19 protein-coding genes are annotated in these 17,902 nt (G+C 64.9%); 6 read left to right on the top strand and 13 right to left on the bottom strand.

The genetic code is table 11. From position 1 onward, the window contains the following. Positions 1-7: 7 nt before the first annotated feature. The 3 genes from AOT83_RS15350 to AOT83_RS15340 are packed head-to-tail and all read right to left on the bottom strand — an operon-like array spanning position 8 to position 3,157. A complete protein-coding gene (locus AOT83_RS15350; RefSeq protein WP_057966171.1) occupies positions 8-1,528 on the bottom strand; it encodes a cobyric acid synthase in 1,521 nt (506 codons plus the stop codon). After that, entirely contained in the window at positions 1,525-2,385 is an 861-nt protein-coding gene (gene map / locus AOT83_RS15345) for a type I methionyl aminopeptidase (RefSeq protein WP_044103988.1), read from the bottom strand. The genes AOT83_RS15350 and map overlap by 4 nt, the downstream gene beginning before the upstream one ends. 31 nt (positions 2,386-2,416) lie before the next feature. After that, positions 2,417-3,157, bottom strand: coding sequence for a L,D-transpeptidase (locus tag AOT83_RS15340; RefSeq protein ID WP_044104075.1), 741 nt, complete (start codon positions 3,155-3,157; stop codon positions 2,417-2,419). A 116-nt stretch (positions 3,158-3,273) separates the two neighbouring features. Between AOT83_RS15340 and AOT83_RS15335 the strand changes: the two genes are divergently transcribed. Continuing rightward, positions 3,274-3,639 (top strand): VOC family protein, encoded by a 366-nt coding sequence (locus tag AOT83_RS15335; protein WP_030093983.1) that lies wholly within the window; start codon positions 3,274-3,276, stop codon positions 3,637-3,639. Here AOT83_RS15335 and AOT83_RS15330 read toward each other — a convergent pair. From AOT83_RS15330 to dxr, 5 genes are all read right to left on the bottom strand, one after another. Beyond that, positions 3,636-5,453 carry a penicillin-binding transpeptidase domain-containing protein gene (locus AOT83_RS15330; protein ID WP_044103989.1) on the bottom strand — a complete coding sequence of 606 codons (1,818 nt, stop codon included), beginning with the start codon at positions 5,451-5,453 and terminating at the stop codon, positions 3,636-3,638. The two genes, AOT83_RS15335 and AOT83_RS15330, sit on opposite strands and share 4 nt — an antisense overlap. 74 nt (positions 5,454-5,527) lie before the next feature. Beyond that, a complete protein-coding gene (locus AOT83_RS15325) occupies positions 5,528-6,400 on the bottom strand; it encodes a GNAT family N-acetyltransferase (protein ID WP_044103990.1) in 873 nt (290 codons plus the stop codon). A gap of 40 nt (positions 6,401-6,440) precedes the next feature. After that, positions 6,441-7,604, bottom strand: coding sequence for a flavodoxin-dependent (E)-4-hydroxy-3-methylbut-2-enyl-diphosphate synthase (ispG, locus tag AOT83_RS15320; protein ID WP_044103991.1), 1,164 nt, complete (start codon positions 7,602-7,604; stop codon positions 6,441-6,443). A 20-nt stretch (positions 7,605-7,624) separates the two neighbouring features. Further along, positions 7,625-8,860 (bottom strand): M50 family metallopeptidase, encoded by a 1,236-nt coding sequence (locus tag AOT83_RS15315; RefSeq protein ID WP_030093987.1) that lies wholly within the window; start codon positions 8,858-8,860, stop codon positions 7,625-7,627. Continuing rightward, positions 8,860-10,035, bottom strand: a complete 1,176-nt coding sequence (gene dxr, locus AOT83_RS15310) for a 1-deoxy-D-xylulose-5-phosphate reductoisomerase (RefSeq protein ID WP_030093988.1) — start codon at positions 10,033-10,035, stop codon at positions 8,860-8,862. The genes AOT83_RS15315 and dxr overlap by 1 nt, the downstream gene beginning before the upstream one ends. 149 nt (positions 10,036-10,184) lie before the next feature. On the opposite strand from dxr, the gene AOT83_RS15305 reads away from it, so the two are divergent. Next, positions 10,185-10,445, top strand: coding sequence for a DUF2631 domain-containing protein (locus AOT83_RS15305; protein WP_030093989.1), 261 nt, complete (start codon positions 10,185-10,187; stop codon positions 10,443-10,445). Here AOT83_RS15305 and rlmN read toward each other — a convergent pair whose 3' ends face one another. Together rlmN and AOT83_RS15295 are read right to left on the bottom strand one after the other, a co-directional pair. Further along, positions 10,446-11,567: a 23S rRNA (adenine(2503)-C(2))-methyltransferase RlmN gene (rlmN, locus tag AOT83_RS15300; RefSeq protein ID WP_030093990.1), complete on the bottom strand. Its 1,122-nt coding sequence runs from the start codon at positions 11,565-11,567 to the stop codon at positions 10,446-10,448. Between the two features lie 26 nt (positions 11,568-11,593). After that, a complete protein-coding gene (locus tag AOT83_RS15295; protein WP_030093991.1) occupies positions 11,594-12,199 on the bottom strand; it encodes a helix-turn-helix domain-containing protein in 606 nt (201 codons plus the stop codon). Between the two features lie 70 nt (positions 12,200-12,269). On the opposite strand from AOT83_RS15295, the gene AOT83_RS15290 reads away from it, so the two are divergent. Both AOT83_RS15290 and AOT83_RS15285 read left to right on the top strand, forming a co-directional pair. Next, entirely contained in the window at positions 12,270-13,220 is a 951-nt protein-coding gene (locus tag AOT83_RS15290; RefSeq protein ID WP_057966208.1) for an NAD(P)/FAD-dependent oxidoreductase, read from the top strand. Beyond that, a complete protein-coding gene (locus AOT83_RS15285) occupies positions 13,213-13,866 on the top strand; it encodes a class I SAM-dependent methyltransferase (RefSeq protein WP_030093993.1) in 654 nt (217 codons plus the stop codon). Before AOT83_RS15290 ends, AOT83_RS15285 begins: the two co-directional genes overlap by 8 nt. On the opposite strand, the gene AOT83_RS15280 is transcribed toward AOT83_RS15285, so the two are convergent. After that, complete coding sequence (locus AOT83_RS15280; protein WP_030093994.1) at positions 13,863-14,729, bottom strand: LysR family transcriptional regulator; 867 nt, start codon at positions 14,727-14,729, stop codon at positions 13,863-13,865. The two genes, AOT83_RS15285 and AOT83_RS15280, sit on opposite strands and share 4 nt — an antisense overlap. Positions 14,730-14,886: 157 nt before the next feature. Here AOT83_RS15280 and AOT83_RS15275 point away from each other — a divergent pair, with 157 nt between their 5' ends. Both AOT83_RS15275 and AOT83_RS15270 read left to right on the top strand, forming a co-directional pair. Next, entirely contained in the window at positions 14,887-15,831 is a 945-nt protein-coding gene (locus tag AOT83_RS15275) for a DMT family transporter (RefSeq protein ID WP_234797669.1), read from the top strand. Between the two features lie 9 nt (positions 15,832-15,840). Beyond that, complete coding sequence (locus AOT83_RS15270) at positions 15,841-16,545, top strand: hypothetical protein (RefSeq protein ID WP_057966173.1); 705 nt, start codon at positions 15,841-15,843, stop codon at positions 16,543-16,545. Here AOT83_RS15270 and AOT83_RS15265 read toward each other — a convergent pair. Together AOT83_RS15265 and AOT83_RS15260 are read right to left on the bottom strand one after the other, a co-directional pair. Further along, positions 16,542-17,156, bottom strand: a complete 615-nt coding sequence (locus AOT83_RS15265; protein ID WP_057966174.1) for a hypothetical protein — start codon at positions 17,154-17,156, stop codon at positions 16,542-16,544. The genes AOT83_RS15270 and AOT83_RS15265 overlap by 4 nt on opposite strands. Then, entirely contained in the window at positions 17,156-17,893 is a 738-nt protein-coding gene (locus tag AOT83_RS15260; RefSeq protein ID WP_057966175.1) for a dienelactone hydrolase family protein, read from the bottom strand. The genes AOT83_RS15265 and AOT83_RS15260 overlap by 1 nt, the downstream gene beginning before the upstream one ends. Positions 17,894-17,902 lie beyond the last annotated feature (9 nt).

The raw sequence follows: 17,902 nt of genomic DNA, 5'->3' as shown, positions 1-17,902 counted from the left end.
GCCCTAATCACCGACTGTGCTCGATTACCGGATATGACGGCTCCGATCCCGGACGACCGGCGTCTTGCCACACGGCTGCCAGCGCATCGACGTCGATGTGGGTGTCGATGAGATCGGCCAATCTGTCCAGCTGAGCCGCACGGCGGTCGGCGACGTTGGTGTCCGCCGCGACGGTGAATCCCGAGCGTCCGGCCGCGGACGCCGCCTCGGTGAGCCATCTGCGCCGGAAATCGTCGTTGTCCAGCAGTCCATGCCAATGGGTGCCCCGGACCGCACCGTGGGCAGCACCCTCGTGATGATCGGTCAGCCACGGCGGCACCGCCGAGCGGGTGACCGTTCCGTGGTGGATCTCATAGCCGCTCAGCCCCGGAGACTGCCAGTGCCGCAGCGTCTTAACCGGCTGGAAGGCGATGTCGATATCGAGCAGACCCAAGCCACTGACCGTGCCGGCACCCGACTCGACGCGATCATCGATCGTGGTGGCAAGCATCTGGAACCCACCACAAATGCCCAGCACCGGGCCGCCCGAACGGGCATGTGCGACAACCGCGTCGGCGATCCCGTTGCCTCGTATCCAGGCCAAATCGGCGACGGTGGCCTTGGTGCCGGGAAGGACCACCACATCGGCATCGGCGATGTCGGCGGGATGAGCAACCCACCGCACGATCACCCCGGGCTCGCACGCGATGGCCTCGATATCGGTCGAGTTGGAGATTCGGGGCAGGCGCACCGCGGCCACCCGGAGCCATTCCCTCCCGATGGGTGTGGCGGGGCGGCCCACCTGAGCCGACGCCACGACAGAAACCGAATCCTCTGCATCAAGCCATAATTGGTCGTCGTAGGGCAGCACACCGTAGGTGGTTCGGCCGGTCAGCGCGGCAAGCTGCTCGAGTCCCGGATCCAGCAGTGTGCGGTCACCACGAAACTTGTTGACGATGAATCCGGCGACGAGTCGTTGATCCGCGGGCTCGAGCACGCCCACCGATCCGAACAGGTGGGCCAGCACACCGCCCCGGTCGATATCGCCGACCAGAACCACCGGCAGGCTCGCTGCCTGTGCCAGCCCCATGTTGGCGATATCGGTTGCTCGCAGGTTGATTTCGGCGACCGAGCCGGCACCCTCACAGATAACTACATCGAATTCCGCACGCAGCGAATATAATTCCGCGGCCACCACCTGCCGCAGTTCCTCGCGATGCTCGATATAGGAACGCGCGCTGACGTTCCCTGTCGCCTGCCCGCGTACCACCAGCTGCGAGGTCCGGTCACTGCCGGGCTTGAGCAGTACCGGATTGAATCGGACCGAAGGTTCCAGGCCGCAGGCGCGTGCCTGCAATGCCTGCGCGCGTCCGATCTCTCCCCCGTCCATCGTCACCACGGAGTTGTTGGACATGTTTTGTGCCTTGAACGGCGCGACACGAATCCCCTTGCGGGCCAGTAGCCGACACAGGCCGGTCACCACCAGACTCTTACCGGCGTCGGAGCTGACGCCCCCTACCAGCAGCGCGCCGGACACGGCGCCCGTCATGGCAGTGTCAGAATCTCTACTCCGTCGTCGGTGACCACCATGGTGTGCTCGAACTGCGCGGTCCACTGTTTATCGGTGGTCGCCACTGTCCAGGTGTCGTCCCAGATCTCATAGTCCAGCGATCCGAGGTTGATCATCGGTTCGATGGTGAACGTCATGCCCGGCTCGATGACGATGTCCAGATTGGGGTCATCGTAGTGCGGCACGATGAGCCCGTTGTGGAACGTGGGGCCCACACCGTGCCCGGTGAAGGAGCGAACCACGTTGTAACCGAAACGCTTTGCATAGGCCTCGATCACCCGTCCGACGACGCTGAGTGCCCGGCCCGGCTTGACGGCATTGATGGCCCGCATGGTTGCCTCCCGGGTGCGGTCTACCAGAAGGCGGTGTTCCTCGGAGACATTCCCCGCCAGGAAGGTGGCATTGGTGTCTCCGTGCACGCCGTCGATGTAGGCGGTGACGTCGATGTTGACGATGTCACCGTCCTCGATCACGGTCGAGTCCGGTATCCCGTGGCAGATGATCTCGTTGAGCGATGTGCAGCACGACTTGGGAAATCCCTTGTACCCCAGCGTTGACGGGTAAGCACCCTGGGAAACCATGTAGTCGTGGGCGATCCGGTCCAGCTCGTCGGTGGTGACCCCGGGGGCCACGGCCTCACCGGCAAGCGCCAGCGCCTGCGCCGCGATCCTGCCGGCGACGCGCATCTTCTCGACGACCTCGGGTGTCTGAACGTACGGCTCTCCGATGGCCTCCGCGACCTCGGACTTGCCCACGTACTCGGGGCGGTCGATCGACACGGGAACCTGGCGCTCGGGAGACAGCGTTCCCGGACGCAATGCGGCACGAACAGTCATGAAGGCAGCGTAGCGGGGCCTGCCGAGATCGCTACGCGTTGATGACGATGGGGTCGCCGATACCGACGGTGTTGTAGTACCAGGCTGCGTTGTCGGGACTCAGGTTGATGCAGCCGTGGCTGACGTTCGAATTACCCTGCGCTCCCGTCGACCACGGGGCACTGTGCACGTAGACGCCACCCCAGGTGACCCGCACCGCGTAGTACACGGTCAGCTTGTAGCCCTCTGGATCATTCAGCGGAATACCGATGGTCCGCGAATCCATGACCACCGGACTCTGCTTTTCCAGGGCGGTAAACGAGCCGACCGGTGTGGGGTGCTTGGGCTTTCCCATCGACGCGGGCATCTCACGCATGACCGTGCCGTCGATCTTGACCGTGAACGTGTGCGCGCTGATGCTGGCGATGCCCAGCACCTCCGAGCCGGTCTGGAACTTGTACTTCATACCGCTCACGCCGTTCACGGACACCGTGATCGACGAATGCGCGGGCCAATACTCACGAGGAGTGAAACGAACCGTCGCATCGTCCACCCAGCTGAATGTCCCGGACGGAACCTTGGACGCGGAGAAATTAATGGAACGCTCCGCGGCGGGCCGATCGGCGACAGGGGCCGCGAAATGAACCGTCACCGGCATGGCCACCCCGACCGTCTGACCCGGAGTGGGTGAGACGGATGCCACCCCGCGAGGGGATGCGGCCGTTGCCTGGCCGAGGGTCGCTGGTGTGGTGATGGCCACGTTCATCAGGAGGCTGGCGAGCCCGGTCACCACAAGCACACTCCGAAATGCTTTGCGCAAGCTCTCGATCCTCCCTGGATGCTGTTTTACTACATGGTAGTTCGTAATCGCCTGGCGGAACGTTAGCGACAGCGAGCACAATCGGCTTCATGGGGCTGTCCGCCGGACTCACATTAGAAGCGATTGTGATCGACTGCCATGATGCGGCCACACTCGGCCGTTGGTGGGCCGACGCGCTGGAGTGGCCGTACGCGATCGACGATGACGGGGCCGTCGAGGTGTTCCAGCCCGACCGACATCCACCGTCCTTGTTTTTCCTGGGAACCCCCGACCGGAAGGTGGCCAAGAACCGGTTGCACCTGGACTTTCGCGGTGCCGACCAGCAGGCTGCGGTGGATCGATTTCTGGAACATGGCGCTACCAGAATTGACGTCGGCCAGGGCGAATCGAGCTGGATCGTGCTCGGCGATCCAGAGGGCAACGAATTCTGCGTACTGGCGCCAAGCGCCGACTAGGCCAGGTAGTCCGGCGGCAGCGACTGGAACATGACCCGGGTGGCCCGCACAGCGGCTTCCGAGCCGCCGCCGCCGACGATCAGCGTGGCGAAGGCCATGTCGCCGCGATACCCCGCGAACCAGGCGTGTGAACCGCCCGGGAACTCGGCCTCACCGGTCTTCCCGTAGACAGAACCCTCGCCCTTGAGGTCCATCGCGGTACCGCTGAGCACGGTCTCGCGCATCATCCCGCGCAGGCCATCGATCATTGTGGACGTCACCGGCGGACGCTCACCGGTGATTCCGGTGGTCTGGCCTGAGATCAGCTGCGGTACAGGCGTTTTTCCATTGGCGACGGTTGCCGCGGCCAGCGCCATGCCGAACGGCGTGACCAGCACCTTGCCCTGCCCGAAACCATCCTCGGTGCGTTCAGTCAGGTTGACCGTGGGCGGCACGTTTCCGGAGATGGTGGGGATCCCCGCGACGTCGTAATCCGGACCGATGCCGAATTGCGAAGCGGCGACGGTCAAACCGTCCAGCGGCATCTCACTGGCCAGTTTGGCGAAGGTCGTGTTGCACGAATTCGCGAAGGCCCGCCACATGGGCACCGTGCCGAGATCGAACTCGTTGTAGTTGGGGATGCTGCGGTCTCCGATGGTGACTCGCTTCGGGCAGCCCACCATGGTGTCCGGAGTGGCCATGCCGCGCTCGAGCGCCGCACCCGCGGTGATGATCTTGAATGTCGATCCGGGCGGGAACAGACCCGTGGTGGCCAGTGGCCCGTCGGCATTGGCAGCGGCGTTCTGCGCGACCGCCAGGATGTCCCCCGTCGACGGCTTGATCACCACCATCATGGCCTTTTGACCGCGAGTGTTGACGGCGTTCTGCGCCGCGTTCTGCACGGCACGATCCAGGCTGATCGTCTTCGACGGAGCCGGATTGGGTTTCACCTCGTTGAGCACCGCGGTGTCAACACCGTTCTGGTTGACACTGACCACCCGCCAGCCGGCCTCGCCATCCAGCTCATCGAGCACTGCCTTCTTGACCTGCGCGACGATATCGGGTGCGAAGCGATCATCGGTGGGCAGCAGATCGGCGATCTGCGTCATCACCACGCCGGGTCGCAATGCCCCTGGCCGCGTCTCCAGCGCGATGGAGACCTTGTCCCAATCGTCCTTGCGCAGCGTGATGAGATTCATCGGCGAGGTCTGGGCGCTCGCCTGCTCAGCCAGGGAGGCAGCGTTGATCTGGTCGTCGTAGGGCCGGATGGCATCGGCCAGCGCGGTGGCGGTGCTCATCAGCGATTTACCGGCCTGCGACGCGTCGAAGGAGATCTTGTACAGGTTGGCCGGCGCCAGCACCGTCGTACCGCCCGACTCGTTGACGGTTGCCCGCTTGGCTGGATCGGTCCGCAGCGAGAGCGATTGGCGCTCACCGAGTTTGGGGTGCAGGTCGCTCGGCGCCCAGCGGACCTGCCAACTGCCCGCGGTACGCAGCATCTCCAGGCGCCCGCTATAGGTCCAGGTGCGCTTTCTGGGCAATTGCCAGACGTACGTCGCGTCGGCGCTACCGGTGTCCTGAGTGTATTGCGATCCGTTCACGGCGGCCTTGAATGAGGTTGCCTGTAAGCCCGAGAAAGCTTGATCCAAACCCACTTTCGCGCCATCGGGGTCATCGGTCATCTTCGCCGCCGAGGCGGTGTCACCGTTGGCCAGCGCCTCGAAGAACTTCTCTGCGACCGGGCCGGGCCCGTCGGGGCGCGGGGTGCACGCGACCGCGCCGGCCACCAACAGGGCGGTGCCGAACAACGGCAGGGACCACACACGTCTGAACATCGGGTCGATGTTATGGCCGTGAGCCTCCAAAACCCCGCAGGCGCACGGACGTAGCGAGCACTAGCTCGCCAGAATCAGCTAACGAGAACGGTCGCGAATGTGCCGATGCGCGTAAATCCTGCCCGGGCATAGGACGCACGGGCCACTTCATTGAAGCTGTTCACGTACAGGCTGGGGATGCGGCTGCTGCGATGGACCGCTGCCGCCACGGCGGCCACCCCGGCAGTGCCGAGTCCGCGGCCACGGAACTCCGGGTCAACCCATACGCCCTGGATCTGGCTCACGCACCGCGATTGCGATCCGATCTCCGCTTTGAAGATGACCCGCCCATCCTCGAAACGTGCCCACGCCCTGCCCGCCTCGATAAGGCCGGCCACCCGCCGCCGGTACCCACGGCCACCATCACCGTTGCGCGGATCGACACCCATCTCGCCGATGAACATCTGGATCGAAGCGTTCAAATACTGGTCGAGTTCCTCGGCGCGCACCTGCCGTACCGCGGAGTCGACGGCACATGTCGGCGCGTCGAGCATCGCCAGCAGGGGCTGGCAGGCGCGGACTTCGCGCGCGGGGCCCCAGACCGGATCGAGATGGCCCCACATGTCGAGCACCACATCGGCCGGGCCGACCAGGGAGGGGCAGATCCGGTGCTGCTCAATGGCGCGTTCGGCAAACAATCGGGTGGCCTCGGGACCGCCGGCCAGAGGAATGATTGTGGTTCCGACGAAGCACAGGGAATCGGTCAACGCTCCCGTGGACCAGATCTCGCCACCGATGGCCGTGGGATCGGCGCCGCGAGCCTCGACGCGTGCGGCGAGCATGCACGAGGCCACCGGGTCGGCGTCCAGGACCGCACGCACCGCCTCGGTATCCGATAGTCCGAGGACGCGAACGGCATCGGACGACGACGCTCCGGGCGCACCGTGCGCCGGCAGTGTTGTCGTCATCGGCAATCGCTCCCGTGTGTCCCGTTACGCCGAGCTTTGTTCAGCTTACGGTCACGACCGGCTGGCCAGGAGGAGTTCCGTCGGTTCCGATCTCGGTGCCCATCTCCTCGGCCAAGCGCATGGCCTCATCGATGAGTGTCTCGACGATCAGCGCCTCCGGCACGGTCTTGATGACCTCGCCCTTCACGAAAATCTGCCCCTTGCCGTTTCCGGACGCCACGCCCAGGTCGGCCTCGCGAGCCTCACCCGGTCCGTTCACGACGCAGCCCATGACCGCGACGCGCAGTGGCACCTCCATACCCTCAAGCCCGGCGGAAACTGCGTTGGCCAGGGTGTAGACGTCCACCTGCGCGCGGCCACAGGACGGGCAAGACACGATCTCCAGCTTCCGCGGACGCAGATTGAGCGATTCCAGGATCTGGTTGCCCACCTTGATTTCCTCGGCGGGCGGCGCCGAGAGGGACACCCGGATGGTGTCGCCGATGCCCTTGGACAACAGCGCACCGAAGGCGACGGCCGACTTGATGGTGCCCTGGAATGCCGGGCCGGCCTCGGTGACACCGAGGTGGAGCGGGTAATCGCATTGCGAGGCGAGCAGTTCGTAGGCAGCGACCATGATCACCGGATCGTTGTGCTTCACGCTGATCTTGATGTCTCCGAAGCCGTGCTCTTCGAACAGGCCGGCCTCCCATAGCGCCGACTCGACGAGTGCCTCCGGTGTCGCCTTGCCGTACTTGCCCAGAATGCGCGGATCGAGCGAGCCCGCGTTCACGCCGATGCGGATCGGGATCCCGGCGTCACCGGCGGCCTTGGCGACCTCCTTGACGCGGCCGTCGAACTCTTTGATGTTCCCCGGATTCACGCGCACCGCCGCACAACCGGCGTCGATCGCCGCGAAGATGTATTTGGGCTGGAAGTGAATATCGGCGATGACCGGGATCTTGCTCTTACGGGCGATCTCGGAGAGCGCATCGGCGTCCTCCTGCCGCGGACAGGCGACGCGCACGATGTCGCAGCCGGAGGCGGTCAGCTCGGCGATCTGCTGCAGGGTCGAGTTCACGTCGTGGGTCTTGGTGGTGCACATCGACTGGACCGACACCGGCGAGTCGCTTCCCACTCCCACGCTTCCGACCATCAGCTGACGTGTCTTGCGTCGCGGCGACAGTGTCGGCGGCGGTGCACTCGGAATGCCCAGGCTGGTCATGTGATCCTCCGTTTGGATCGCTACTGAAAAAGTCTAATCGGGTTGACGATGTCGGCGGTGATCGTCAGCAGCATGTAGCCGACCACCACCACCAAAACGAGATATGTCGCCGGCATCAACTTCATGTAGTTGACGGGAGCTCCTGCCGCGAGCCCGCGCGCCGACCGGACCATGTTGCGGAGCTTCTCGTAGGTGGCCACCGCGATGTGCCCTCCGTCGAACGGCAGCAACGGCAACAAATTGATGGCACCGAGCGCAAAGTTGAGCTGCGCCAACAGTATCCAGAACATGATCCACATGTCGTGCTCCACCGTCTCGCCGCCCATACGGCTCGCACCGACGATGCTCATCGGAGTGTCCATCGCCCGCTCACTACCGGTGATGGAGTCCCAGAGGGCACCGACCTTGGTGGGGATCTTTCCGATGGCCTTTACGGTTTCGACGGCAACGGTCCCGATGAGGTTTCCGGTGGCAGGAACCGCCGTCAATGGGTTGTAGTGCTTCTGCGGCACGTAGGTGCCCAGCGAGGCACCCACGGCACCTACCGAGATGAGCTTGCCTGCCTTCTCATCCCAGCGCTGTGTCTCGGCGACGTTGACGAGGAGCGATTGCTGCTTGCCATCGCGGATGATCTCGAAGACCTGCGGACCGCGCAGCTCCCGGATCGCGGTGACCATATCGCTGGATGTGCTGAGCTGCTTGCCTGCGACGGCGAGCACCTGGTCACCCTCGCGCAGGCCCCCGAGCGCCGCTGGCCCTTCCCCGGTGCACATCGCCATGTCCTTGGGGTCAGCACTCTTTTGCGCTGCCACGCAGCTCGTCTGCTTGATCTCCGGGTGTGTGGGCGCGTTGTTGTCGGGCAGACCCCAGAACAGGACGACGCCGTAGAAGACCACGATGCCGATGAGGAAGTTCATGGCCGGTCCGGCGAACAGCACCGCCACCCGTTTCCAGACCTTCTGCTTGTACATGGCACGGTCGGATTCCTCGGGAGTGAGCTGTTCCACCGAGGTCATGCCCGCGATATCACAGAAGCCACCGAGCGGAACGGCCTTGAAGCCGTACTCGATGATGTCGTTGGCACCGCGGTTGCTCTTGCGCTTTGTCGACCACAATGTCGGCCCGAATCCGACGAAGTAGCGACGCACCTTCATGCCGGTGGCCTGCGCCACCCACATGTGCCCACACTCGTGCAGCGCCACCGATACCAAGATCGCCAGCGCGAACAACGCAATTCCGATCGCGTACGCAGCCATCAGGTTCGATTTTCCTCCGCCAAGATCAATTGCGCAGCCCGCTGGTCAGCCCAGTGCTGCGCGTCGAGTACATCGTCAACGGTAGCGGGTTCTCCCGAGGTTCCCTCCCATTGGCTTGCGGCATCAAGCACATCGGCAATTGTTCGCACGATCGACCTGAATCCGATACGTCCGGCCAGGAAGGCAGCGGCCGCGGTTTCGTTGGCGGCGTTGTAGACGGCGGTCATGCATCCCCCCGCCTCTCCGGCGCTCCGGGCCAGGTCGACGGCGGGAAACACCTGCGCATCCAGTGGCTCAAACTCCCAGGTAGACGCGGTGCTGAAATCGCAGGCCGGGGCTGCGGCAGGTACCCGGTCCGGCCACCCCAGCGCCAGGGCGATGGGCAGTTTCATGTCAGGCGGACTGGCCTGCGCCAGGGTCGACCCATCGGTGAACGTCACCATCGAGTGCACGATCGACTGCGGGTGAACTACGACACCGATCTGCTGGTACGGCACGTCGAACAGTAGATGGGTCTCGATGAGTTCCAGGCCCTTGTTGACCAGCGAGGCCGAGTTGAGGGTGTTCATCGGCCCCATCGACCAGGTCGGGTGCGCTCCGGCCTGCTCCGGCGTGACGTCTTCGAGCTGCTGGGTGCTCCAGCCCCGGAACGGGCCGCCGGATGCGGTCAGGATCAGCTGTGCCACCTCGCCACGGGTGCCGCCGCGCAGGCATTGCGCCAGCGCGGAGTGCTCTGAGTCGACGGGAACGATCTGGCCGGGAGCCGCCGCCTTGGTGACCAGCGGCCCACCGGCCACCAGAGACTCCTTGTTGGCCAGCGCCAGCCGTGCCCCTGTCTTCAGCGCGGCCAGTGTCGGACGCAGACCCAGCGCTCCGACCAGCGCATTGAGCACCACGTCGGCCTCGGTGTTCTCCACCAGCTCGGTGACGGCACCAGGCCCACTCAGCACGGGTAGGTCGAGGCGTTCGGCGGCATGCTTATCGGCTACCGCGACGTTGGTGACGCCGGTGTCGTCGATCTGCTGTCGCAGCAGATCGACGTTGCCGCCGCCCGCAGCCAGGCCGACGACCTCGAAGCGCTCGGGGTTGGCGGCGATGACCTCGAGTGCCTGGGTGCCGATGGATCCGGTGCTGCCGAGCAGCAACACCCGACAGACCTCTGGACTACGTGTCACCTACATATTGTGCGGCCTGGGCTAGCCCGCGACTCCCACCGGACCGCGCAGTTCAACATTTTCCCTTCGCGCGGGGTGTGCTTACCCGGGAGCGGATGGGCGTGGCACACTATGGGCTGTAGTAGACGTCTGAGATTGGAGGGCTGGCGGTGGCCACGACTGAGGTTGTCAAGCACGACGGAGTCGATGTCGAGGACGTGCCGTCCGCAGCGTTCGGGCGTGGGCTCTCAGGCCAGAACCCCCGCATCTTCCACATCCTGGGCCTCGCCATCGCGGCCTTCTTGCTCCTGCTCCTCAAGGGCAATCACGTCGGCAAGGTCGAAGACATCTTCTGTGTCGGTTTCGCCGTCATCGTGCTGGCCTTCACCGCGAACGACTACTTCGGTCGCCGCTCGGGCCGTATCCGCTAGCTAGCGCTCGGACGCGGCCAGTTGGCCGCATGCGGCGGCAATCTCGCGACCTCGGGTATCACGCACCGTGCAGGAAACCCCGTGCTCCCGCACGCGTCGCACGAACTCACGCTCGACCGGCTTCGGGCTGGCATCCCATTGACTGCCCGGCGTCGGATTGAGCGGAATCAGATTCACATGAACGAACTGACCCAAGGCTTTTCGCAGCTTCTTGCCGAGCATGTCAGCGCGCCAGGGCTGATCGTTCACATCGCGGATGAGCGCGTATTCAATGGACACCCGACGTCCCGTGACATCGGCGTAGTACCGCGCGGCATCGAGCACCTCGCTGATCGCCCACCGGGTGTTGACCGGCACCAGGGTGTCGCGCAGCTCATCGTCCGGGCAGTGCAACGACACCGCCAGAGTGACCCCTAGTCCCTCATCGGCAAGTTTGCGAATGGCCGGGGCCAGCCCCACTGTCGAGACCGTGACACCACGCTGCGAGATACCGAATCCGTCGGGGGGCGGCGCCGTGATCTTGCGCAGCACTGTGAGCACCCGGTTGTAGTTGGCCAGGGGCTCACCCATGCCCATGAAGACGATGTTCGACAACCGGCCGGGGCCGCCCGGCAGCTCACCGTCACGCAGTGAGGCCGCGGCATCACGAACCTGCTCCAGGATCTCGGCGGCCGAGAGGTTACGCGTCAGTCCACCCTGACCGGTGGCGCAGAACGGGCAGGCCATCCCACACCCGGCCTGCGAAGAGATGCACAGCGTGTTGCGGTCGGTGTAGCGCATCAGTACCGACTCGACGGTGCTGCCGTCGTGTAAGCGCCACAAGGTCTTTCGAGTATCCCCGGAATCACAGGCCACCTGGCGCAGCGGATGAAGCAGCCGGGGAAACAGCGCGTCGCCCACGCCATCGCGCGCGCCCGCTGGAAGGTCTGTCATTGCCGCAGGGTCGCCCACCAGCCGTCCGTAGTACTGGTTGGCGATTTGCTTGGCACGAAACGCCGGAAGCCCCAATGCGGTCACAGCCTCACGCGTCTGCTCGGCCGTCATATCCGCCAGGTGACGCGGCGGCATGGCCCGGCGCGGCGCGTCGAAAACCAGCGGCAGGGACCCTTTATCGGCAGACATAACCCACCTAGTATCCCAGGCTCGCGCTAGTTCCCCGAACCGGAACGTGCCCGCACATGCATCCGCTCCCCCTGCGGGCCGAAAATGTGCAATACCTCGACGGGTTTATCGGTCGGATTGCCGAACCAATGCGGGATATGCGTATCGAACTCGGCGGCTTCACCGGCGGGCAGAATCAGGTCCAGCTCACCGAGCAGTAGGCGGACCTTTCCGGAGAGCACGTACATCCACTCATAGCCCTCATGGACCTTCAGGTTCGGTTCCCCCTTCGGCGAATGCGGCGGGATGATCTGCTTGTAGCACTGCACCCCACCGGGACGGCGTGACAGCGGCAGATAGACCGACCCGTGTCGTTTGAACGGTTTGGGGTGGATGCGCGGGTCACCCGTGGCGGGTGCGTTCACCAGCTCGTCGAGCGGCACCTGGTGTGCCTCGGCCAGTAGCAGCAGAAGTTCCAGAGTGGGCCGCCGCTGACCGGATTCCAGGCGCGACAACGTGCTCTCGGAAATACCCGTCGTGTCGGACAACTGCGCCAGGGTGACCTGACGATGCAGGCGCAGCGCCCGCAGCCGGGGCCCCAACGCATCAAGCACGGCCTCTAACCGCTGGTTCTGGTCGTCCATACCAACCATGATGGCGGCCAAATTGCTACTTTGGCAAGAAAGCTTGCTTGTTTCGCAGGTCCGCCCCAATAGTGGTGTCATGAACAAACTCTGGGATGTAGCCATCATCGGTGGCGGCGCCGCGGGCCTGTCGGCCGCCATCACCCTCGCTCGGTCGCGGCGGTCGGTGGTCGTGATCGACGATCACCACCCACGCAACGCGCCGGCGGATCGGGTTCACAACTACCTCGGACGCGAGTCGACTCCGCCGTCCGAGCTGTTTGATATCGGGCGCGGCGAGGCAGCACAGTACGGCGCGGCCTTCCGCGACGCGCGCGCCACCTCGGTGTCCCACGCGGACAACCACTTCGACGTAACAGTGGATTGTCCAGACGGCACGACCTCAACGGTGCAAGCCCGCCGCGTTCTGGTGGCCACCGGAGTGGTGGATGAACTACCCGATATCGAGGGCCTGGCCGAGCGTTGGGGCCGTGACGTCCTGCACTGCGCCTACTGCCACGGCTGGGAAGTGCGCGATCGCGCCATCGCCGTGCTCGGCACCGGCCCACTAGCGGTTCACCACGCGCTGCTCTTCCGCCAGCTCAGCGATAACGTCAGCCTGGTGCGGCACAACGATTTTCCGCTATCACTCGAGGACGCGGTGCAGCTGGCTCGCCGGGACATCGGCGTGGTGGACGGCCCCGTTGCACGCCTGCGGATCAGCGATGACTCGCTCACCGCGGTAGAGCTGGGAACCGGCGCCGTGCTTCCGTGTGATGCGCTGGTCGTCGCGACCGTGGTGTCGGCGCGCGTCGACATGTTGGCGCCGGTACGCCTGACGGCGCAGGAAATGCGACTCGAAGACCATCTGTTGGGGACATATCTGCCGGTCACCAGAGGAGCCACCGCGGCGCCGGGGATCTACGCCGCCGGAAACGTCACCGATATCAAGGCACAGGTCATCACTTCTGCGGCGGCCGGAACCGAGGTCGCCGCGATCATCAACGCCGACCTCGCGGTCGCCGACGCCCAGGAGTTACAACATGCGTGATCACCAGAACCCGCCGTCCGACGAGAAGTCCTGGGATGAGTTTTACCGGTCGCACGACGCACTATGGAGCGGGAACGCCAATCCACAACTGGTCAATGAGATTTCGTCACTGCCGCCACGAACCGCGCTCGACGCCGGCTGCGGCGAGGGCGGTGACGCGATCTGGCTGGCCCAGAAGGGCTGGCAGGTCACCGGAATGGATTTCGCGGAGACCGCCCTGCTTCGTGCCGCCGACAATGCCACCAGAGCCGACCCCGAGCTCGCCAACAGGATCACCTGGATGCAGGCCGACCTGACAACATGGCAGCCGAATCGGCAATTCGATTTGGTGACCTCGCATTTCATGCACCTGCCGACAAAGCTGCGCGAGCCCGTGTTCGCCGCCCTGGCCGCAGCAGTGGCACCGGGGGGCACCTTGCTGATCGTCGGGCACCATCCGTCGGACATGCACGCGGCGATTGGCCGGCCGGACCTGCCCGACTGGTACTTCACCGCCGAGGACATCGCCGACACGCTCGATCCTGACCTGTGGCGCATCCTCGTCGCCGAGTCACGCAACCGCACATTTACGCGAGACGATGAGGAGTTCGATATCGCCGATACGGTGCTGAGAGCCCACCGCACCGCTGCCGCAGAATTGGTCTAGGCGATCGCCGCGGCGGCGCCCGAAAGCGCCTCGCGTGCAGCCCCTTCCACAGCGGCATACACGCCGGCTTCAAGCCCGCGGCGGCCGACGACCGATAGGGTCGCCAGGTTCGCCGCGGGCATGGCCTCGACCGGGGCGATGCCGTCGGGCAGCCACCCGATGATGGGCAGCAGCGCCATTCCCAACCCGGATCGCAGGCCCGCGTACAACCCCGATAAGTCCGGTGATTCCCCCACAATCTGGTACTGGCGCCCCAGCGTGTGCAGCGCGCTGAACATGGGCGCACGCAGGGTGCACGGTTCGGTGAAGGTCACGACCTGCAGGGGCTCAATGGAACTCGCCTTGTAGCCACGCGCCGCAACCCACCGCAGCCGAACGGTGCCCACCGCGTTGGCCCGATCCAGGCCCGATCCGTCGAGGATGACCGCCAGATCCATGCTCCCCCGGTCCACGGATTCGGCGAGATAAAGGTTGCGATCGAACCGCACCCGCACCGACCAATCCGGGAGATGACTGCGCAGCGCAGTGGTGATGCTGGGCAGTATCAAATCCGCGCCGTGCTCGGTGACACCCAGAATCAGCGTGCGTTCTTGGCCGGCGATCAGATCGTCGACCGCACTGTCGTGCGCGGCAAGGATACGACGAGCGTGCGCCAGCAGCTGCGCACCCTTATCGGTGAACACCACACCGCGCCCCGAACGCCGGACCACCGGCTCTCCGACCGCGGCCTCCAGCTTGCGCACATGCTGACTGACCGCGGATTGGGTCAGATGCAGCACGGCCGCGGCCCGGTGGAATCCCCCGCAATCCGCCACTGCGACCAGCGACCGCAGCGGTGCGATATCGAGTGTCGAACTCGCCATATCGCCACCGTAGTCCGATCACAATTCTTGATCAATGTTTCTCCACGTCGGGTGATCATGAGCTCCACACTGGGCGGGGACGTATCAATTGATAACAATTGCTGATTGATTTTGATCAGTAATTATCGTTGGACATCGGTCGTCGAGACCGGCGACCATGGCAGGCATGCAGAAGATGCCGATGTGGTTCGCGTCGATGCTGACATTCCTCTACGCACTGGGCTACCCCGTTGGCGCGCTCGCGGTGTCCGCCATGACACCCATGCTGGTGCTGGTCGCCCGCTTCACCTTCGCCGGTCTGATCGTCGCCGCCTGGGCCCTACTGGCCAAGGCGGCCTGGCCGACGGGTCGCAAGCTCGGGCACGTCGTCATTACCGGCCTGTTGATGCAGGCGGTGCAGTTCTGCGCGTTGTACGAAGCCCTCGAACACGGCGCGCCCGCCGTCCTTGGCGCGGTCGTCATTTCCATGAATCCTGTTGTCACCGCAGTGCTCGCGGCCCTGTTTCTGGGTGAGCGGCTCAACGGGTGGCGAGTCCTTGCCCTGGTACTCGGCATCGTTGCCGTGCTGGCCGCCTGCGCCAGCCGGCTGCTCGCGACGGGCGGCGTCGACACGGTGCTGGTGCTGCTCTTGATCGCGCTGCTCGGCCTGGCCGCGGGAGGCGTGTACCAGCAGCGTTTCTGCGCAGGTGTGGATTTTCGGGTCAACTGCACCATCCAGAACATCGCCGGGCTGGTGCCCGCCGGCATATTGGCCCTGCTGACGCCCACTGTCGTACATGATCCATGGAAGGCCACCTGGGCGGTGTGCGCCATGGTGGTGTTCAGCGCGGTACTCGGCATCTCCACGTACGTCCACGCTGTGAGCCGGTTCGGCGCTTCCGCGGTGGCCATGCTGTTCTGCGTCATCCCTGCCGTCGCAGGACTGTTGTCGTGGGCGATTCTCGGCCAGCGTGTGGATGTCGGCATCGGTATCGGGCTGGCGCTCGGCGCACTGGCCTGCTGGCTGAACGCCCGTGCCAGCAGGCCCGCCGCAGCTGAGAAGAATCCTGCAATCGAGGTGGCAGCCGCCGCGCCTACCCGTCAGTCGGTGGCAGCCAGCTAGCCTGGCTGCATGCGTGCCCTGTTACACGGTGGTTTGATCATGCTGGGAGCGACGCTCCTGGTCGCAGGATGCTCGAAAGGAGCCTCGGTCTCCCCGACCACTCCCTCATCGAGCACACCAACGCCAAGTAGCACCACAAGCAAGGCCCCCACCACGACCACCACGACGACTCCCATCGAATTGCCGGAACCCGTCGCCGGTACGCCATATGAAGCCGTGGCGCAGTGGATTTCCAAGGGAGCGCCGGTGAATGCCACCAACTTTCACTCGGCGACCAGCCAGGATGGCCAGAAGACCGATCTCGGGGAGAATGTCGCGTTCAAGACTCCCTCAGGCAAGACGCGATGCATGACGAGCAACATCGAGCCCGGCACACTGTCCTGCCTGGTCAACCTGACGAATCCGCCAAAGCGGCCCGCCGGTACCGAGGGTAACTGGGTCGGCGGATGGACAGATTTCAATGGCCAGCAGGTCACCGTGGGCGGGCTCCATGGCGACCCAGGCCCCTTCCAAAGCGGCGACGGAAACCCACTCGACTACGGAGGCCGCCTGACGTTCGGGGATTTCGCTTGCCGCAGTGAGACTTCCGGACTGTTCTGTGCGAACACCAAAACCAAGTCCGCGATTCGGGTCAGTGATGCCGGGATCGAGCCCTTCGGTTGCCTGAAAGAGACCACCCCATCCGACGGCAGCGGCCGGGAATTCAGCTGCTAGCTCAGCGCCCGGGCCAGATACTCCTCACCGCGCGGTGAGAGCCGATAACCCACCGGCAGGCTCAGGGTCAGACCAAGGTTCTTGAGCTTGCGCACGTGAACCTTGAACGTCGCCAAATCGGCCCAGCGGGAGCAAGATTCGAGGTCTTTGGCACGCACCTGCGGGCGCTGGGCTATCTCTCGCAGCACCTCGCGAGTCCACGGTCCCGGCGTGGCGCTGCGGTCCATCCGATCCAATCGCGCGTCGATGTCGGCGATGTCGGCATCTGTGAGCACCACCGTAGAGGCCAGCTCCGCACGCGGATCGACCATCGCTATCTTTCGAAACGCCAAGCGGTACAAAAGATCGTCACCGCTCGCGCTGACATCGCTTCGCGCTGCCGCGGCTGAGGGATAACCGGCTAGTAGCGCGTCGGCATCGTCGATGTCGCGCGCCGTGATCTCATCGACAGCATCGACCTCGATGAAATCGAACTCGGTCATGGAACGAATGCGATCCGAGCCGACGCGGTAACGACCACCGATCTTCACCTGGGGGCGCTTCCAGCGGCGGTAAGCCACCGAGATGGTGCCATCGTGAATTCCGGCCCGCAGCCTGGGCTCGAACAGCATTAAACCCCCAGGTGTGAGCCGTAGAGCTCGGCGAGGGCTTGCCAATGCCGCTCGGCCGTCGCCTCGTCGTAGGTGGCGTTGTCCGTGACCGCGAACCCGTGCCGGGCGGGGTATGTCTCGATGGTGTGTCGCACCCCGGCATCGGTCAGCACCTGCGCCAGGAGCTGCTCCTGCTCGGGCGGAAAGGAGGCGTCCTGCTCTGCGGCGGCGACCAGCACTACACCGGTGATCCGGTCGGCGAGGTGGTGCGGGCTATTCGGATCGTCAGCCTTGGCCAGGTTGCCACCGTGGAATGACGCGGCGGCGCCCACCCGGGGAGCGTGAGTCGCCGCTACTCGCAACGAGATCCGCCCTCCCATGCAGTATCCGGTCAGACCTACCGTGTCGCCCGTGACCTCGACCTGCTGGCCGAGGAAATCCAGAAAGGCCCCCGCGTCGGCATCGATGCGCTCGGGGGTGAGGGTGGCCATGGTCGCGAAGAGACGACCACGCTCCTGCGGGTCACCGAACGCTGTCGCCAGATCGAAAGGTTTCCAATCGCCCTCGCGGTAGTAGACGTCGGGCACCAACGCGACGTACCCCAGCGTCGCGAGGCGGTCCCCCATCTCGCGCATGACCTCGCGGGCACCGCCGGCGTCGGGGTAGAGGATGACGGCGGGGCCGGGCTGGTCCGGCAGGTGCAGAGTGCCCGGGCATTGCCCGTCGGCTGTCGGGATCTGGACGTCGCGACGAGACATATGTCCATC

Source organism: Mycobacteroides sp. H001, from assembly GCF_001440005.1.
Classification (GTDB): Bacteria; Actinomycetota; Actinomycetes; order Mycobacteriales; family Mycobacteriaceae; genus Mycobacterium; species Mycobacterium gwanakae.
The sequence above is the reverse complement of the archived record's forward strand: the minus strand, read 5'-3'. Positions and strand labels throughout refer to the sequence as shown.

What these genes read in the sequence shown, in the direction of transcription:
- AOT83_RS15350 (WP_057966171.1), bottom strand. Translation starts at nt 1,528, where the DNA reads ATGACGGGCGCCGTGTCCGGCGCGCTGCTGGTAGGGGGCGTCAGCTCC.
- AOT83_RS15315 (WP_030093987.1), bottom strand. Translation starts at nt 8,860, where the DNA reads ATGGCTGCGTACGCGATCGGAATTGCGTTGTTCGCGCTGGCGATCTTG.
- map (WP_044103988.1), bottom strand. Translation starts at nt 2,385, where the DNA reads ATGACTGTTCGTGCCGCATTGCGTCCGGGAACGCTGTCTCCCGAGCGC.
- AOT83_RS15295 (WP_030093991.1), bottom strand. Translation starts at nt 12,199, where the DNA reads ATGGTTGGTATGGACGACCAGAACCAGCGGTTAGAGGCCGTGCTTGAT.
- AOT83_RS15290 (WP_057966208.1), top strand. Translation starts at nt 12,270, where the DNA reads ATGAACAAACTCTGGGATGTAGCCATCATCGGTGGCGGCGCCGCGGGC.
- rlmN (WP_030093990.1), bottom strand. Translation starts at nt 11,567, where the DNA reads ATGTCTGCCGATAAAGGGTCCCTGCCGCTGGTTTTCGACGCGCCGCGC.
- AOT83_RS15275 (WP_234797669.1), top strand. Translation starts at nt 14,887, where the DNA reads ATGGCAGGCATGCAGAAGATGCCGATGTGGTTCGCGTCGATGCTGACA.
- AOT83_RS15270 (WP_057966173.1), top strand. Translation starts at nt 15,841, where the DNA reads ATGCGTGCCCTGTTACACGGTGGTTTGATCATGCTGGGAGCGACGCTC.
- AOT83_RS15335 (WP_030093983.1), top strand. Translation starts at nt 3,274, where the DNA reads ATGGGGCTGTCCGCCGGACTCACATTAGAAGCGATTGTGATCGACTGC.
- AOT83_RS15285 (WP_030093993.1), top strand. Translation starts at nt 13,213, where the DNA reads ATGCGTGATCACCAGAACCCGCCGTCCGACGAGAAGTCCTGGGATGAG.
- AOT83_RS15280 (WP_030093994.1), bottom strand. Translation starts at nt 14,729, where the DNA reads ATGGCGAGTTCGACACTCGATATCGCACCGCTGCGGTCGCTGGTCGCA.
- AOT83_RS15265 (WP_057966174.1), bottom strand. Translation starts at nt 17,156, where the DNA reads ATGCTGTTCGAGCCCAGGCTGCGGGCCGGAATTCACGATGGCACCATC.
- AOT83_RS15260 (WP_057966175.1), bottom strand. Translation starts at nt 17,893, where the DNA reads ATGTCTCGTCGCGACGTCCAGATCCCGACAGCCGACGGGCAATGCCCG.
- AOT83_RS15330 (WP_044103989.1), bottom strand. Translation starts at nt 5,453, where the DNA reads ATGTTCAGACGTGTGTGGTCCCTGCCGTTGTTCGGCACCGCCCTGTTG.
- AOT83_RS15325 (WP_044103990.1), bottom strand. Translation starts at nt 6,400, where the DNA reads ATGACGACAACACTGCCGGCGCACGGTGCGCCCGGAGCGTCGTCGTCC.
- ispG (WP_044103991.1), bottom strand. Translation starts at nt 7,604, where the DNA reads ATGACCAGCCTGGGCATTCCGAGTGCACCGCCGCCGACACTGTCGCCG.